This is a genomic window from Streptomyces sp. NPDC050448 (genome assembly GCF_040655295.1).
In the GTDB taxonomy this organism is placed as follows: Bacteria; Actinomycetota; Actinomycetes; order Streptomycetales; family Streptomycetaceae; genus Streptomyces.
Window position 1 is genome coordinate 22,405 of record NZ_JBFAJR010000013.1, and the last position, 13,954, is coordinate 36,358.

General features: G+C 72.7%; 13 protein-coding genes. 4 read left to right on the forward strand and 9 right to left on the reverse strand.

What is annotated here, in order from left to right:
* Window positions 1-208: 208 nt before the first annotated feature.
* The 3 genes from AB0I68_RS17535 to AB0I68_RS17545 are packed head-to-tail and all read right to left on the reverse strand — an operon-like array spanning window position 209 to window position 2,602.
* Window positions 209-985, reverse strand: coding sequence for an enoyl-CoA hydratase/isomerase family protein (locus AB0I68_RS17535; protein ID WP_363178191.1), 777 nt, complete (start codon window positions 983-985; stop codon window positions 209-211).
* On the reverse strand, window positions 982-1,437 hold the full coding sequence (locus AB0I68_RS17540) for an OB-fold domain-containing protein (protein WP_363178192.1): 456 nt from the start codon (window positions 1,435-1,437) through the stop codon (window positions 982-984). Before AB0I68_RS17540 ends, AB0I68_RS17535 begins: the two co-directional genes overlap by 4 nt.
* Before the next feature lie 13 nt (window positions 1,438-1,450).
* The gene (locus AB0I68_RS17545) at window positions 1,451-2,602 is read right to left on the reverse strand and encodes a lipid-transfer protein (RefSeq protein ID WP_363178193.1); all 1,152 of its coding nucleotides are present in this window, start codon (window positions 2,600-2,602) and stop codon (window positions 1,451-1,453) included.
* 86 nt (window positions 2,603-2,688) lie between these two features.
* On the opposite strand from AB0I68_RS17545, the gene AB0I68_RS17550 reads away from it, so the two are divergent.
* Window positions 2,689-4,311 carry a FadD3 family acyl-CoA ligase gene (locus AB0I68_RS17550; protein WP_363178194.1) on the forward strand — a complete coding sequence of 541 codons (1,623 nt, stop codon included), beginning with the start codon at window positions 2,689-2,691 and terminating at the stop codon, window positions 4,309-4,311.
* Here AB0I68_RS17550 and AB0I68_RS17555 read toward each other — a convergent pair.
* From AB0I68_RS17555 to AB0I68_RS17570, 4 genes are all read right to left on the reverse strand, one after another.
* Window positions 4,301-4,915, reverse strand: coding sequence for a Uma2 family endonuclease (locus tag AB0I68_RS17555; protein ID WP_363178195.1), 615 nt, complete (start codon window positions 4,913-4,915; stop codon window positions 4,301-4,303). The two genes, AB0I68_RS17550 and AB0I68_RS17555, sit on opposite strands and share 11 nt — an antisense overlap.
* 17 nt (window positions 4,916-4,932) lie before the next feature.
* Window positions 4,933-5,661 (reverse strand): methyltransferase domain-containing protein, encoded by a 729-nt coding sequence (locus AB0I68_RS17560; RefSeq protein ID WP_363178196.1) that lies wholly within the window; start codon window positions 5,659-5,661, stop codon window positions 4,933-4,935.
* Between the two features lie 265 nt (window positions 5,662-5,926).
* Window positions 5,927-6,154 carry a hypothetical protein gene (locus tag AB0I68_RS17565; protein WP_363178197.1) on the reverse strand — a complete coding sequence of 76 codons (228 nt, stop codon included), beginning with the start codon at window positions 6,152-6,154 and terminating at the stop codon, window positions 5,927-5,929.
* Between the two features lie 173 nt (window positions 6,155-6,327).
* Window positions 6,328-9,585: a BTAD domain-containing putative transcriptional regulator gene (locus tag AB0I68_RS17570; RefSeq protein ID WP_363178198.1), complete on the reverse strand. Its 3,258-nt coding sequence runs from the start codon at window positions 9,583-9,585 to the stop codon at window positions 6,328-6,330.
* Between the two features lie 143 nt (window positions 9,586-9,728).
* Here AB0I68_RS17570 and AB0I68_RS17575 point away from each other — a divergent pair, with 143 nt between their 5' ends.
* Together AB0I68_RS17575 and AB0I68_RS17580 are read left to right on the forward strand one after the other, a co-directional pair.
* On the forward strand, window positions 9,729-10,955 hold the full coding sequence (locus AB0I68_RS17575; RefSeq protein ID WP_363178199.1) for an amidohydrolase family protein: 1,227 nt from the start codon (window positions 9,729-9,731) through the stop codon (window positions 10,953-10,955).
* A gap of 223 nt (window positions 10,956-11,178) precedes the next feature.
* A complete protein-coding gene (locus tag AB0I68_RS17580; RefSeq protein WP_363178200.1) occupies window positions 11,179-12,006 on the forward strand; it encodes a trypsin-like serine protease in 828 nt (275 codons plus the stop codon).
* Between the two features lie 50 nt (window positions 12,007-12,056).
* Here the strand turns inward: AB0I68_RS17580 and AB0I68_RS17585 are convergent, their stop codons facing one another.
* Together AB0I68_RS17585 and AB0I68_RS17590 are read right to left on the reverse strand one after the other, a co-directional pair.
* Complete coding sequence (locus AB0I68_RS17585; protein ID WP_363178201.1) at window positions 12,057-12,452, reverse strand: VOC family protein; 396 nt, start codon at window positions 12,450-12,452, stop codon at window positions 12,057-12,059.
* Between the two features lie 261 nt (window positions 12,453-12,713).
* Window positions 12,714-13,154 carry an NUDIX domain-containing protein gene (locus tag AB0I68_RS17590; protein WP_363178202.1) on the reverse strand — a complete coding sequence of 147 codons (441 nt, stop codon included), beginning with the start codon at window positions 13,152-13,154 and terminating at the stop codon, window positions 12,714-12,716.
* Window positions 13,155-13,366: 212 nt separating this feature from the next.
* On the opposite strand from AB0I68_RS17590, the gene AB0I68_RS17595 reads away from it, so the two are divergent.
* A complete protein-coding gene (locus AB0I68_RS17595) occupies window positions 13,367-13,816 on the forward strand; it encodes a DUF2690 domain-containing protein (protein ID WP_363178203.1) in 450 nt (149 codons plus the stop codon).
* Window positions 13,817-13,954: the final 138 nt, after the last annotated feature.

Sequence of the window (13,954 nt, forward strand, 5' to 3'; positions counted from 1 at the left end):
GCCTGCCAGGAGGCCTCGTCCCATTCCTCCCTTCGAGGGCGCCGCGGGCACCGTCGACCGGACTTCCGTCCGCGTCACCCTCAAGCCGCACGAGACCCAGACGGTCACCGCGGCGATGGCGAGCCCCGGCAAGGCCGGCGACGTACAGCGCTGCCAGGTCGGCAAGATCGGCTGACCCGCCCGGGCGGGCGGCCCGGGCGGCCACCGCTCAGCGGACCCGCGGCTCCGGGGCCGCCCGGCGCCCGGTGAACAGGTCCGCCTGCCGCTCCGGCGGGAGGTTGCCCAGCGAGATCAGCGCCGGGGCCTGGGCCAGCGCCTGCTGCAGCGCCGCCTGCTTCGCCGACCACAGGGCCCGTACGGTGCCCTGCACGGCCTCCGTCGGGTACCCGGCCAGGGTCTGCGCCGCCCGCAGCGCCGCCGGGAGCAGCTCGTGCGGCGCCGTCAGCTCCGAGACCAGGCCGATCTCGTACGCCCGCTGCGCGGAGAGCCGTTCCGCCGTCCCCATCAGGGACATCCGGGCGGCCTCCCCGAACGGCATCCGCTGCGCCATGTAGATCGCCTCGTAGGCGCTGACCATCCCGTACGCCGTGTGGGGGTCGAAGTACGTGGCGGCCCGGGAGGAGACGATGAACTCCGACTCGCCCAGCAGGTAGAACGCCCCGCCGCACGCCATGCCGTTGACGGCGGCGACCACCGGCTTCCACAGGTCGTTCGCCTTCGGGCCGACGGACAGCAGCGGGTCGTCGACCGAGTACGGGGAGGCGGGCTGCGGGACGGAGACGCCGCGGTCGATGCCCGTGCAGAACGCGGCCGGGCCCGCCCCCGTCAGCACGACCGCGCGGACGTCCTCCGCATGCCGGAACTCCCGCCACACCGCGGTCAGTTCGGCGGCCGTCGCCAGGTCGATGGCATTGTGCCTGCGCTCCCGGTCCAGGGTGACGACCGCGACCCCGCCCGCCTTGTCCCGCTCCACCCGTACCGTCATGGCTTCTCCAGTACCCAGCGCGGCACGCTGATCCCGCCGGTCTCGGTGAACACCACCTGGACCCGGGCTCCGATGCGCAGCCGGGCCGGGTCCACCGAGTTCAGCGGGGCGTCGGGGGAGGCGACCAGGTTTCCGGCGAGGCGGATGTGCGGGGCGTCGGCGAGCTCGACGAGGATCACGTTGTACGGGGCCTGTGCGGCGTAAGCGGGAAGCAGCGGCGGGTGCGGCCGGACGTAGGACCAGATGCGGCCGCGGCCGCTCATCGGGCGCCACTCGGAGTCGAACGACTGGCAGTGCGGGCAGCAGGGTCTCGGCGGGAAGCGGAGCCGGCCGCACGCGGTGCAGGCCTGGATGCGGAGTTCGCCCCGGGCGGCGTACTCCCAGAAGGGGGCGCCGTCCTCGTCGGGGACCGGGAGGAGCAGTTCGTCGGCCGTGGCCGGGGTCGTCGTCATGGTCGCTCGCTCCTCAGGCTCGCAGCAGGATCGCGGACGTCGGGACACCCTCGCCCGCCGTCACCAGGCAGGTCGCGGCATCCGGCACCTGGGCGGTGGAGCTGCCCCGGAGCTGCTTGACGCCCTCGTTGATCAGGTTGAAGCCGTGCACGTAGGCCTCGGACAGACCGCCGCCGCCCGTGTTGATCGGGAGCCGGCCGCCGATCTCCAGGGCCCCGCCCTCGGTGAACGCGGCGCCCTCGCCGCGCCCGCAGAAGCCGTATCCCTCCAGCGACAGCGGGATCAGCGGGGTGAAGGCGTCGTAGATCTGGGCCACGTCGACGTCCCGCGGTCCGAAGTCGGCGTGCTTCCACAGGTGCCGGGCGGCGGTCCAGGCGGGGCCGGTCAGCGGGTCGTCGTTCCAGTAGTTGACCATGCCGTGGTGCTGGGCGGGCAGGCCTTGGGCGACGGAGTGGACGTACACGGGCCTGTGGCGGCAGTCGCGGGCCCGCTCGGCGGAGACGATCACGCAGGCGAGGGCCCCGTCGGTCTCCAGGCAGTTGTCGAAGAGGCAGAGCGGGTCGCTGATCATGCGGGAGGTCATGTACATCTCGCGGGTCAGCGGGCGTTCGTACATCATCGCGGCGGGGTTCTCGTTGGCCCGGTTGCGGCAGGCCATGGCGACGTTGAAGAGGTGGTCGCGGGTGGCGCCGTACTCGTGCATGTACCGGCGGGCCAGCATGCCGATCTCGTCGGCGGGGCGCAGCAGGCCGAAGGGGCGGGTCCACTGGCCGGGGGTGGGCAGCTGGACGGCGGTGTTCTTCCAGGGGCGCGGGCCGGAGCCGCGTTTGCGCGAGCGCCAGGCGACGCCGACGCTCGCCTGGCCGGTGGCGACGGCGGCCGCGAGGTGGCCGACGGTGGCGCAGCTGCCGCCGCCGCCGTAGCCGATCTTGGAGAAGAAGGTGACGTCGCCGGCGCCGACGGCCTTGGCGACCTCGACCTCGTCGGTCTCCTCCATCGTGTACGAGGAGAAGGCGTCGATCTCGCAGGGGGCGATCCCGGCGTCCGCGAGGGCGGCCAGAATCGCACGGCAGGCCAATTCCTTCTCGGACTCGTGGAGTTGTCTGGCAAAGGCGGTCTGGCCGATCCCGACTATCGCCGTAGCGTCCTTGAGTGTTGCCGCCATCGCCACCTCCGGGGCTGCGCCAGTGCTGACAGCCGCGAAGGCTACAGCTAATCTGACGGATAGTCAGCTACCGGGAGGGGAGTGCGATGAGCGAAGACGCGCGGGGTGATCTGCGCTGGGGCAGCATCGCGGGACTGGTGCACGCGGCGGCCGGGCAGTACGCCGACCGCGAGGCCGTCGTCGACGGGCGCGTCCGCATCAGCTACGCGCAGCTCGGCGAGCGCGTCGAACGCGCCGCGGCCGCCGTCATCGCCGCCGGGGCCGAGCCGGGGGACCGGGTCGCCGTCTGGGCCCCCAACACCCTGGAGTGGATCGTCTCCGCGCTCGGCGCCGTCTCGGCGGGCGCCGTACTCGTCCCCCTCAACACCCGTTTCAAGGGCTCGGAAGCGGCGTACGTCCTGCGGCGCAGCCGGGCCAGGCTCCTGTTCGTCACGGGAACCTTCCTCGGCACCTCGTACGTCGCCTCCCTGCGCCGGGCCGCCGCCGAAGGGGAGGGCCGGGGCCCGCTGCCCGGGCTGCCGCACCTCGAACAGGTCGTCGTCCTCGCCGAGGACGCCCCGCACGACTTCCGCACCTGGAAGGACTTCCTGGCCGGAGGGGACGGCGTCAGCGCCGGGACCGTGCGCGAGCGCGCCCAGTCGATCCGCCCCGAGGCGCCCTCCGACATCATCTTCACCTCCGGCACCACCGGCAGCCCCAAGGGCGCCGTCATCACCCACGCCCAGTCCCTGCGCTGCTACGACGTGTGGAGCGAGCTCGCCGGACTGCGCGAGGGCGACCGCTACCTGATCGTGAACCCCTTCTTCCACACCTTCGGCTACAAGGCCGGCATCATCGCCTGCCTGATGCGCGGGGCCACGATGGTCCCGCAGCCCGTCTTCAACGTGGACACCGTCCTCGCCAACATCGCCGCCGAGCGGATCTCCGTACTCCCCGGCCCGCCCACCCTCCACCAGTCCCTCCTCGACCACCCCCAGCGCGACCACCACGACCTGTCCGCCCTCCGCCTGGTCGTCACCGGCGCCGCCGTCGTCCCGCTCCAGCTCGTCGAGCGGCTGCGCGGCGAACTGCACATATCCACCGTGCTCACCGCGTACGGGCTCTCCGAGGCCAGCGGCATCGTCACGATGTGCCGCCGCGGCGACCCGGCCGAGGTCATCGCATCGACCTCGGGACGGGCCATCCCGGGCACGCAGGTGAAGATCGCCGACCGGCACGGCTACGCCCAGATCGCCGGCACGGCGGGCGAGGTGTGGGTCCGCGGCCACCACGTCATGCAGGGCTACTTCGAGGACCCGGCCGAGACCGCCGCGGCCGTCACCCCCGAGGGCTGGCTGCGCACCGGCGACGTCGGGGTCCTCGACACCGACGGCAACCTGCGCATCACCGACCGGATCAAGGACATGTTCATCGTCGGCGGGTTCAACGCCTACCCCGCCGAGATCGAGCAACTCCTCGGCCTGCACCCGGACCTCGCCGACGTCGCCGTCGTCGGCGTCCCCGACCCGCGCCTCGGCGAGGTCGGCAAGGCGTACGCGGTGCGCCGCCCCGGCTCCACCCTCACCGCCGACGACCTGATCGCCTGGTCCCGGCGGGAGATGGCCAACTACAAGGTCCCGCGGAGCGTCGAGTTCGTCGCCGAACTGCCGCGCAACGCGAGCGGAAAGGTCCTCAAACGCGAACTCCGCTCCCGCCCGGTCAAGGGGTGAGGGCGCCCAGGTCGATGTCCACGGGGAACGGGACCGTCACCTTGAGCCGGTCACGATGGATCCCGGTCGGGACGTACGACCGGGTGACCGTGTCCAGCTCGTAGACGTGCACGGTGGGCTCGCCCTCCTCGTCCTCGACCCGCCAGAAGTGGGGAATCCCGGCCTGGGCGTACTTGAACGGCTTGATGGAGCGATCGCGGTCTGCCGACTCCTCGGACACCACTTCGATCACCAGGGCGACCTCGTCCGGGAGGTAGCGGGTGCGGTCGGGGTCGTAGGCGACCGTCGCAGCCAGAACGTCCGGTTCGGGGCGGCTCCTCTTGTCGAGGCGGATGGTCATCTCCCGTGCGATCTCGATGCCCTCGGGCGCGGCCTGCCGCAGGCTGAAGGTCAGGTTCTCCACGAGCCGGGAGTGCCAGTTCCGCTGCGGGGACACCATGAAGATCAGCGCTCCGTCGATGAGCTCGGTGTGCCGGGGTGCCTGGGGCCAGTTGTCGAGGTCGTCCGCTTCCCAGCCGCTCGGGCGGGGCGGGAGCATCCATTCGGGGAGCTCGGCCGCCATGGTGTCCTCCAGTCGGTGCTGAGTCAGCCTACTCGGCAGCATGCTTCCGTACCGGCGCTCTAGCCGGGTTTCCGGGCCAGGAGCAGCCGCCAGCGCGGGGTTCCGTCGTCCCGGCGGCCGAAGTGCTCCAGCGGGACGGTCTCCACCGTGAAACCGGCCGCCTGCAGATCGGCGCGGACGCCGCCCAGCGGGAAGGTCCGGTAGTACATGACGAACGGCGGCCGCCACACGGCGTTCCGCACCCGCATCGCGGCGTCGAAACCGGCCACGGCCCACCACACGGGAGAGGTCGGCGGGATCGGCGCCCCGATCGGGAAGGCGAAGACGCCGCCCGGGCGCAGGGCGGCGTGCACGCCGGAGAAGAGGGCGGGCCGCTCGGCCTGGAGGAAGTGCCCGAAGGCCCCGAAGCTGACGGCCAGGTCGTACGAGCCGGCCAGCTCGGGCGGCAGCGCCCGCGCGTCGGCCCGTACGAGGCCGATGCGCTCGCCGGGGTGCGCCCGCGCGGCCTCGGCCAGCATGCCCGCGCTCAGGTCCACCCCGGTCACCCGGTCCCGGCACAGCCGCCGCAGCATCCCCAGCCCCGCGCCGGTCCCGCAGCACACGTCCAGCCCGTCCCCGAAGGACCCCTCGAGCTGGGCGAGCGTCTCCTCGACGGCGTCGAGCATGCGGTCGGGGGTGCGGAAGGGGGTCTGGTCGAACTTGGGCGAGAGCAGGTCGTACCCGCGCTCGACGGACGAGAGGGCCTGCACGGCGAGCTCGCGGACGGTCGGTCCCTTTGAGGTGAACACAGGCCCAGCCTAGTGACGGGACGCCGGGCCGCTCGCGTCCGTCGAACACGGACATGCGACGGCGGCCGCGGTGGCTCCCCCTCCGGGCCACCGCGGCCGCCGTCCTTGTTGTGCTCCCCCGTTGGTCCCCCGTGACCCCCGTTGGGTTCCCCCGTGTCCCCCGTGGTCCCCCCCCGTTGGTCCCGGTCCCCCCGTATCCCCCGTTGGTCCCGGTCCCCCCCCATATCCCCCGTGGGACTGTCCCCCGTATCCCCCGTGGGACGTCTTACGGACGCGGGCCGGACGCGTGGTTGTCCAGCGTCACGATCTCCTCGTCCGAAGCGTGGTTGTCGAGCGGTTTGATCTCGATGCCGGAGGCGTGGTTGTCCATCGGCGTGATGTCGACGCCCGTGCTCCCCGCGTTGTCGAGCGGCTTGATCTCGATGCCGGACGCGTGGTTGTCCATCGGCCTGATGTCGCCGTCGTTCGGCAGGATGTTCTCGTTCGTCGTCATCGGTTCTCCTGATGGATGGGTCGGGCCCGTTCGGCGATTCCCCCGCGGACCGCCGAACGGGTGGTCCTCCAGCCGACTCTCGCGCCCCCCGACGCGGTGAGTCGATGTACCCATGGTGGCGGGCGGCGATAAACGAACGATGAATGCCTCGTTCAACCGCCGATCGGCACAGCTCAGGCCGCTATCTCCGAAGCCAGCAGGGCTTGCACCTCGGCCAGTTCCGCCGATTTCAGCTGCTGGAAGACGACCTCGGCATCCCGCCAGCACACCCGCGCCCGGTCCCGCTGCCCGAGCCTGCGCAGCGCCTTGCCCAGCACCGTCAGCACGGTCGCCCGGCGCCACTCCCCGCCGATCCCGCGCAGCGCGATGGCCTGCTCGGCATGTGCGGCGGCCAGCGTGGGCCGGTGCGCCGCCAGGTGGGCCTCGGCGAGCCGGTAGTGCGTCACGCCCTCCCACAGCGGCTGCCGGTTGTCGTGGAAGAGCGAGAGCGCCTCGGTGAGCTGCGCCTGCGCCTCGCCGAGCCGCCCGGCCTGGGTGAGGGCGATGCCCAGCGCGTAGCGGCCGTTGGCCAGGCGCAGGGTCAGGCCCATCCGGTCGTATATGGCGATGCCCTGCTCGGCGAGGTCGATGGCGCTGGTCATCCGGCCCAGTTCGACGTGGATCCGGGAGAGGTTGCACAGCGCGCTGGCCTCGCCGATGTGGTTGCCGTCGGCGCGGAAGTTCTCGATGGCCTCCAGCAGGTACCGCTCGCCGTCGGCGTGCCGGCCCTGGTAGAGGGCGATGATCCCGCGGTCGTTGGGCGCCCAGCAGCTGGGCAGCGGGTCGCCGGCCTCACGGGCCAGGACCGTCGCCTGCCGGGCCTCGTCGTCGGCCTCGTCGAACCGGCCCGCGACCAGATGGACGTTGGTGAGGGTGGTCCGGGCCCGGCCCTCCGCGTGCGGGTCCTTCGCGGCGTGCGCGGCGTCGCGCAGGGCCACGGCCGCGGACTCGTACTGCTTGGAGTTCGCCCCCGACTCGGCGAGGTCCTTGGCGGCCCACAGCAGGTCCACGGCCCGGCGCAGCACATCGGCCTGCCCGGTCCGGCGTACGGAGGCCTGCCGCACGCAGGCCAGCAGCGGGTCCGCCTCGGCGTAGAGCCAGTCCAGTGCGGCCCGCGGCTCGGCGAAGCGCAGTCCGGGGTAGTGGGTGGCGGACAGGTGTGCGGGGAGCCGGTCGCCGGGGCGCTCCACCGCGTACACCGCGGAGGCGGTGGCGAGGTAGAAGTCCAGCAGCCGGTCCAGGGCGGCGTCCCGCCCGCTCGGCGGCTGCTCGTCGCGTTCCGCGCAGGCACGCGCGTAGAGGCGTACGAGGTCGTGGAAGCGGTAGCGGCCGGGCGCGGCCGATTCGAGGAGGGAGCAGTCCACTAAAGCCTCGAGGAGGTCCTCGGTGTCGTGCTCGGGCCGGTCGAGTACGGCGGCTGCCGCGGCCAGGGAGATGTCGGGCCCGTCGGCGAGGCCGAGGAGGCGGAACGCGCGCTGCTGGGCGGGCTCGAGCTGGCCGTAGCCCAGCTCGAAGGTGGCTTTGACGGCGAGGTCGCCGGCCTGGAGCTCGTCGAGGCGGCGGCGCCCGTCGGCGAGCTTCGCGGCGAGGACGGAGACGGTCCAGGTGCGGCGGGCGGCGAGCCGGGAGGCGGCGATGCGGATGGCGAGCGGCAGGAAGCCGCAGGCGCCGACCACGTCGAGGGCGGCCTGGCGTTCGGCGCCGACGCGCTCCGCGCCCACGATCCGGGTGAACAGCTGGAGGGCCTCCTCGGGGCTCATCACGTCGAGGTCGACGAGATGGGCCCCGGCGAGGCCCGCCATGCGGACCCGGCTGGTGACCAGGGCGGCGCAGCCCGCGGTGCCCGGCAGCAGCGGGCGGACCTGGGCGGCGTCGCGGGCGTTGTCGAGGAGGACCAGGACCCGGCGGCCGTCGAGCGTGGAACGGTAGAGCGCGGCCCGTTCGGCGGCGGTGTCCGGGATGGCCGTGTCGGGGGTGCCGAGGGCGCGCAGGAAGGAGCCGAGGACGGCGACGGGCTCGGCGGGCCGCGGCTCGGTGCCCTGGAGGTCGACGTAGAGCTGGCCGTCGGGGAAGTGCGGGCGGGCGGCGTGCGCGACGTGCACGGCGAGGGTGGTCTTGCCGACGCCGCCGATGCCGGCGAGCGCGGAGACGGCCATGACCTGGCCCCCGACGCCGGACAGGATCTCGCCGAGCTCGTTGACGAAGGTGGCGCGACCGGTGAAGTCGGCGACGGTGGCGGGCAATTGAGCGGGCCTTACGGGTACGGGCGCGGCGGCCGGGGCCGGGTCTTCGGCACGGGCGAGTTCGGCGTCTGCCCGCAGGATGCGCTGCTGGAGCGCGGAGAGTTCGGGGCGGGGGTCGACGCCGAGTTCGTCGGCGAGGAGGCGGCGGGTGTCGGCGTACACGGCGAGCGCTTCGGCCTGCCGGCCGCTGCGGTACAGGGCGAGCATGAGGAGTTCGCGCAGCCGCTCGCGCAGCGGGTGGGCGGCGGTGAGGGCGGTGAGCTCGGAGACGGCCTCGGCGTGGTGGCCGAGCTCGAGGTCGAGGTCGAGGCGGGTCTCCAGCAGCTGGAGGTGCCACTCGGCGAGCCGGGTGCGCTCGGTCTCGGCGTGCGGGCCGGGGACCCCGGCGAGCGGCTCGCCGTCCCACAGGTCGAGGGCGCGGGTGAGCAGCGTACGGGCGAGGGTGCGGTCGCCTCCGGTGCGGGCCTGATCGGCATCGGCGGCGAGGCTGCGGGCGATGCCGAGGTCGAGGGCGCCGGTGGGGGTGTGGATGGCGTAGCCGCCGGACTCGGTGACGAGCATGCCGGGCGCGAGGACCTTGCGCAGCCGGGAGGCGTACGTACGGATGGTGGCGAGGGCCTGCTGCGGCGGATCCTCGCCCCAGATGGCGTCGATCAGCTCGGGCGCGGTGGCGGTACGGCCGCCGCGCAGGAGGAGCGCGGCGAGCAGGGCGCGCTGCTGGGGGGTGCCGGAGGGGAGGGCCTCGCTGCCGCGCCAGGCGCGGATCGGCCCGAGGACGGCGAAGCGGGTGCCTGCGGCGGCCGGACCGGCGTCTGCCTCGGCTGCGGCCTCGGCCTCGGCTGCGGCTGCGGGGGCGGTGTCCGGCGTCCGGGGCCCGGAAGCGGTGGTGTTCAAGGCCTCCTCGACGGCGGGGGTGTCGGCGGCGGGAACCGCCGGGGCGTCGGTCCGCGCCCCGGCCAGGGCGTCGGCGGGAGCGCCGACGGCGGGGTCCGGGGTGCCGGCCTTGGCGTCCACGGTGTCCATGGTGTCCGGTGTGGCGGCGGGGCTGCCGGGAGGGGGTCCGGCCGTGGTGTCCGGCGCGGCAGCGAAATGGCGCCGGGCTGCCTCGGGGTGGTTCCGCTGGTGCGGGATGGCCGGTATGCCGTCCATCTGTCGTCCCCCCTGCCTTCCGTCGGTGTAAGGGCCAGTCTGCCCTGTGTTGCGCTTACCCGTCAGCCCGTGTCGGACCGATCCCTTCCCAATCGCCGCCCAACTAGCTGACGGTTCGTCAGATTGACGCTACCGTGGGAACCATGGAGACCTTCCCGAAGATCATCTCGGTGGACGACCACACGGTTGAGCCTCCCCACGTCTGGCGGGACCGGCTCCCGTCCAAGTACCAGGACACCGGCCCCCGGATCGTCCGCGCCCCCTTGAAGGAAATGACCTTCCTCGGCGGCAGGTTCGCCCCCGTGATGGGCGCCAAGGGCGACGACGGTCCGATCGGCGACTGGTGGGTCTACGAGGACCTGCACCGTCCCCTCACCCGGCTCGACACCGCCGTCGGCTACGACCGCGACGAGATCAGGCTGGAGGTGATCACGTACGAGCAGATGCGCCCGGGATCCTTCTCGGTCCCCGACCGCCTCGCGGACATGGACGTCAACCACGTCCAGTCGGCGCTCTGCTTCCCGACCTTCCCCCGCTTCTGCGGCCAGACCTTCACCGAGGCCAAGGACCGCGAGCTCGGGCTGCTCGGCGTACGGGCGTACAACGACTGGATGGTGGAGGAGTGGTGCGGCCCCGAGGCGCGGGGCCGGCTCATCCCGCTCACCCTCATCCCGCTGTGGGACGCCCGGCTGGCCGCCGCCGAGGTCCGCCGCAACGCGGCGCGGGGCGTGCGCGCGGTCGCCTTCTCCGAGATACCCCCGCACCTGGGGCTGCCCTCCATCCACACCGACGAGTGGGACCCCTTCCTCGAGGCGTGCAACGAGACCGGGACGGTCATCGCCATGCACATCGGCTCCTCGTCGAGGATGCCGTCCACCTCGGCGGACGCCCCGCCCGCGGTCGGCTCCACCATCACCTTCGCCAACTGCTGCTTCTCGATGGTCGACTGGCTGATGAGCGGCAAGTTCGAGCGCTTCCCCAACCTGAGGATCATGTACGCGGAGGGCCAGATCGGCTGGATCCCGTACATCCTGGAACGCGCGAACGTGGTCTGGGAGGAGAACCGAGCCTGGGGCGGCGTCGCCGACAAGGTCCACCGCCCGCCGTCGGAGCTCTTCGCGGAGCACGTCTTCGGGTGCTTCTTCGACGACCCCTTCGGGCTGAAGAACCTCGACTCGATCGGGGTTGCCAACGTCCTCTACGAGACGGACTACCCGCACTCCGACTCCACCTGGCCCAAGTCCCGTGAGGTCGGCGAAGCCCAGATGGGCCACCTCGACCCCGCCGTGGTGGACCGCATCGTCCGCGGCAACGCGATCGACCTCCTCGGCCTGACCTCGGAGGGCCTCTGGCCGGGGGCGGGGGCGTAGTACCTGCCCGGTGGGGCGGGGTGGTCAGGTGACGGAGCCGACCGCCACCCGGTTGTCCTCGGCCTCCGCGGCGGTCGGCCACTGCGGCACGTCCCGGCGACGCCGCACGAGCGCGGACAGTGGGCTCGGCGGCGGGCGGGCCGGATCTGGCCGGGTCGCCCCTTGCGGCGAACCTGAACATCAGGGCATGCTTCGCCGGAGCAAAGTTGGAGGGGCGGTGGCGGTGGACAAGCGGACCGTGGTGACCGGGGTGTTGTGCGCGGTGGCGGCGCTGGGCGCGTCCGCCGCCATGACGAAGGTGGTGCCGGCCGCGGAGGGCCGGCCGGAGGTGCACGCCAAGGCGGCGGCCCCGGCGAAGCCCTCGCCGAGCCCGTCTTCGCAATCGCAATCGGCGAAGCAGCCGCAGCTGAGCACCTCGGGAACGCCCCGGCCGGGCAGCCCCGCGGCCTTCACCGGGGCCCTGTTCGAGGGCGGCGTGCAGGGCGATCACTTCTGTACCGCCACCGTGGTGCACAGCCCGGGGAAGAACCTGATCGCCACCGCAGGGCACTGCCTGCTCTCCGGGAAGACCGGCGACGGGGGGGCGTCCTTCGCACCCGCGTACGCGAACGGCGGGGCCCCGTACGGCGCCTGGACGATCGAGGAGGTCTTCGAGGACCCCCGCTGGTCCGACGGTTCGGACGACGACTACGACCTCGCCTTCGCCCGCCTCGCCCCGGACGCCGCCGGCCGCAACATCGAAGACGTCACGGGCGCCGCAACCCTGGACACCACGGGCCGCTCGGGCGAGGAGATCACCGTCACCGGCTACCCGGCCGACCGCAAGGTCCCGCGCACGTGCACGGCGTCGGCGATCCGCGAGACCCCGACGCAGCAGCGCTTCGACTGCGCGGACTTCCCGGGCGGCACGAGCGGCAGCGCCTGGCTCGCCCGCGACGGCAAGATCATCGGCGTTCTGACGGGCGGCGACACGGACGACGTCTCGACGAGCACGATCCTGGGCGAGTACGCGGCGACGCTGTACGCGAAGGCGAGCGCCGCGGCCCGGTGAGCCGGCGCTCCGGCCGGGGCGGCGGGACGGCTGACGGGGCTGACGTGGCCTCAGGGGCGCTCGCCCAGCACGTCCAGGTAGTGCGCGTTGTACATGAAGCCCAGGATGTTGCCGAACGGGTCGACCACCGAGGCGGTGACGAAGCCCGTTCCGCGCTCCGTGGGCGGCTGGTACTGCTTCGCGCCCATGGACAGCAGCTTCTCGAGCGTCGCTTCCACGTCGTCGACGTGCCAGTACGCGACGGCCCCGCCCGGCTCGGCGGGCGCGCCGGCGGGCGCGTGGCGGCGGTCGATCAGCCCGAGCTCGTGCTGGTAGTCGCCGAGCCGGAACTCGGCGTAGCCCGGCCGCTCGAAGTACGGTCCGGTGCCGAGGAGTTCGGTGTACCAGGCCTTGGCCGCGTCCAGATCGGCGGCCCAGAAACTGACGGTGGTCAGACCTCGCAGCATGGAAGCTCCCTCGCTCGCTGCCGATGCCAGGACTCTAAGGGCTGTCCCGTACTCCCCGGCGGATCAGCGCGCGGCGTCAGGTGCGGTGCATCGCAAGGCGGAGGGCCGTCCTCAGGCCGGGCGTATTCGGGCGATCCGACAGCGCGGAGAGGTGCCGTAGCCGGCGTCGCGCGCCCGCCGGGGATTGCGGGACGGCGGCCCTTGGGCGTCAAGTAGCGCGGTTCCCGCCCGCGTTGGCCCGGTGTCGCGCGGCGTTTTCCGTCAGATCACGAGCCCGAGGTGGACCGGCTCGGCCGGCGTGTCCGCCAGCAGGTCCGCGAGCCGCGGCGGCCACAGCGGCTCACCGAGCGAGGCCAGCGCCTGCTGCGACAGCCAGCGCCAGTGGGCGTCGGGGGACTCGGGGACGGGATCGCGGCGGGGGCCCGTGGTGACGTAGATGTGCTCGTGCTGGCGGACGGGGATCCCCTGGTGGGTGAAGTCGTGCTCCCAGGTGCACAGCAGCCGCTGCGGCTCGAGGTCGGTCCACCCGGTCTCCTCCCGCAACTCCCGCCGCACGCACTCCTGCGGAGTCTCCCCGGGATCGATCCCGCCGCCGGGCGGCAGCCAGTGAATGCCGACCTCGATGTTGTTCTCACGGAAGAGGAACACCGAACCGGTGGGGGAGAGGACGACAATGCGGGCTGCCTGCCGGGGAGTTCTCATCCGATCATCGTACGGCGGCACTGCTCGGGGGAGGAGGGTTCGGCGTGCGGAGATCGGCGGGTGACGCCGACCGCTGCAAGTGACGTACCTCACAGGCGAAATCTCGCCACGTTGTCCAGATATGGCGCACTGATGCGGATCTGGAAATCGGCCATGCGTACGTATGATGACGCGTCAAATCGCAGTAACGCTATGGAAGGCGACCCCGACCCATGAGGATTTCCATCTCCAAGAAGGCCGTTGCGGTGACGACCGCCTCGATCGCCCTCGCCCTGGGTCTGTCCGGGAACGCCAGCGCCGCCGCGTACGACGGCCAGGACCCGATCTCAAGCGGTTGCGCGAACACCGCGATCACCGCGAAGTCGAGCGCGATCTACGTCGGCAGCACCCAGGTCGGCACGATCGAGCTGCGCTACAGCACCGCCTGCCGCACCGTCTGGGGCCGTGTGCGGTCCACGGGTCCCTATGGCCACGCCACGGTCACGCGCACCTCGGACTACGAGTGGAACTACTGCGGCAGCCTGTCGTGGAACTCCTCCATGGGGCAGTACTCCTGCTACACCACCATGCTGAACGACGCGGGCGTCTCGTCCTACGCAACGGGCGCCGCCTCGGCGTCCAACGGCTACAACTCGGACGACGTCCAGACCGGCTCCTACTGAGCCACCGCGGAGCTCCCGGCGCACGCACGCCGGGAGCTCCGCCCCGCCGGGGCGCCCCCGCCGGCGGGGGGGGGGGGCGGCGGGGGGGCGTGCACCACGGGGTACGGCAGTACAGGGGAGGGGGGTGGGGGGTTGGGG

Coding starts and splice junctions, on each gene's coding strand:
- AB0I68_RS17535 (WP_363178191.1), bottom strand. CDS start 985: ATGACGGTACGGGTGGAGCGGGACAAGGCGGGCGGGGTCGCGGTCGTC.
- AB0I68_RS17540 (WP_363178192.1), bottom strand. CDS start 1,437: ATGACGACGACCCCGGCCACGGCCGACGAACTGCTCCTCCCGGTCCCC.
- AB0I68_RS17545 (WP_363178193.1), bottom strand. CDS start 2,602: ATGGCGGCAACACTCAAGGACGCTACGGCGATAGTCGGGATCGGCCAG.
- AB0I68_RS17550 (WP_363178194.1), top strand. CDS start 2,689: ATGAGCGAAGACGCGCGGGGTGATCTGCGCTGGGGCAGCATCGCGGGA.
- AB0I68_RS17555 (WP_363178195.1), bottom strand. CDS start 4,915: ATGCTGCCGAGTAGGCTGACTCAGCACCGACTGGAGGACACCATGGCG.
- AB0I68_RS17565 (WP_363178197.1), bottom strand. CDS start 6,154: ATGACGACGAACGAGAACATCCTGCCGAACGACGGCGACATCAGGCCG.
- AB0I68_RS17570 (WP_363178198.1), bottom strand. CDS start 9,585: ATGGACGGCATACCGGCCATCCCGCACCAGCGGAACCACCCCGAGGCA.
- AB0I68_RS17575 (WP_363178199.1), top strand. CDS start 9,729: ATGGAGACCTTCCCGAAGATCATCTCGGTGGACGACCACACGGTTGAG.
- AB0I68_RS17585 (WP_363178201.1), bottom strand. CDS start 12,452: ATGCTGCGAGGTCTGACCACCGTCAGTTTCTGGGCCGCCGATCTGGAC.
- AB0I68_RS17590 (WP_363178202.1), bottom strand. CDS start 13,154: ATGAGAACTCCCCGGCAGGCAGCCCGCATTGTCGTCCTCTCCCCCACC.
- AB0I68_RS17595 (WP_363178203.1), top strand. CDS start 13,367: ATGAGGATTTCCATCTCCAAGAAGGCCGTTGCGGTGACGACCGCCTCG.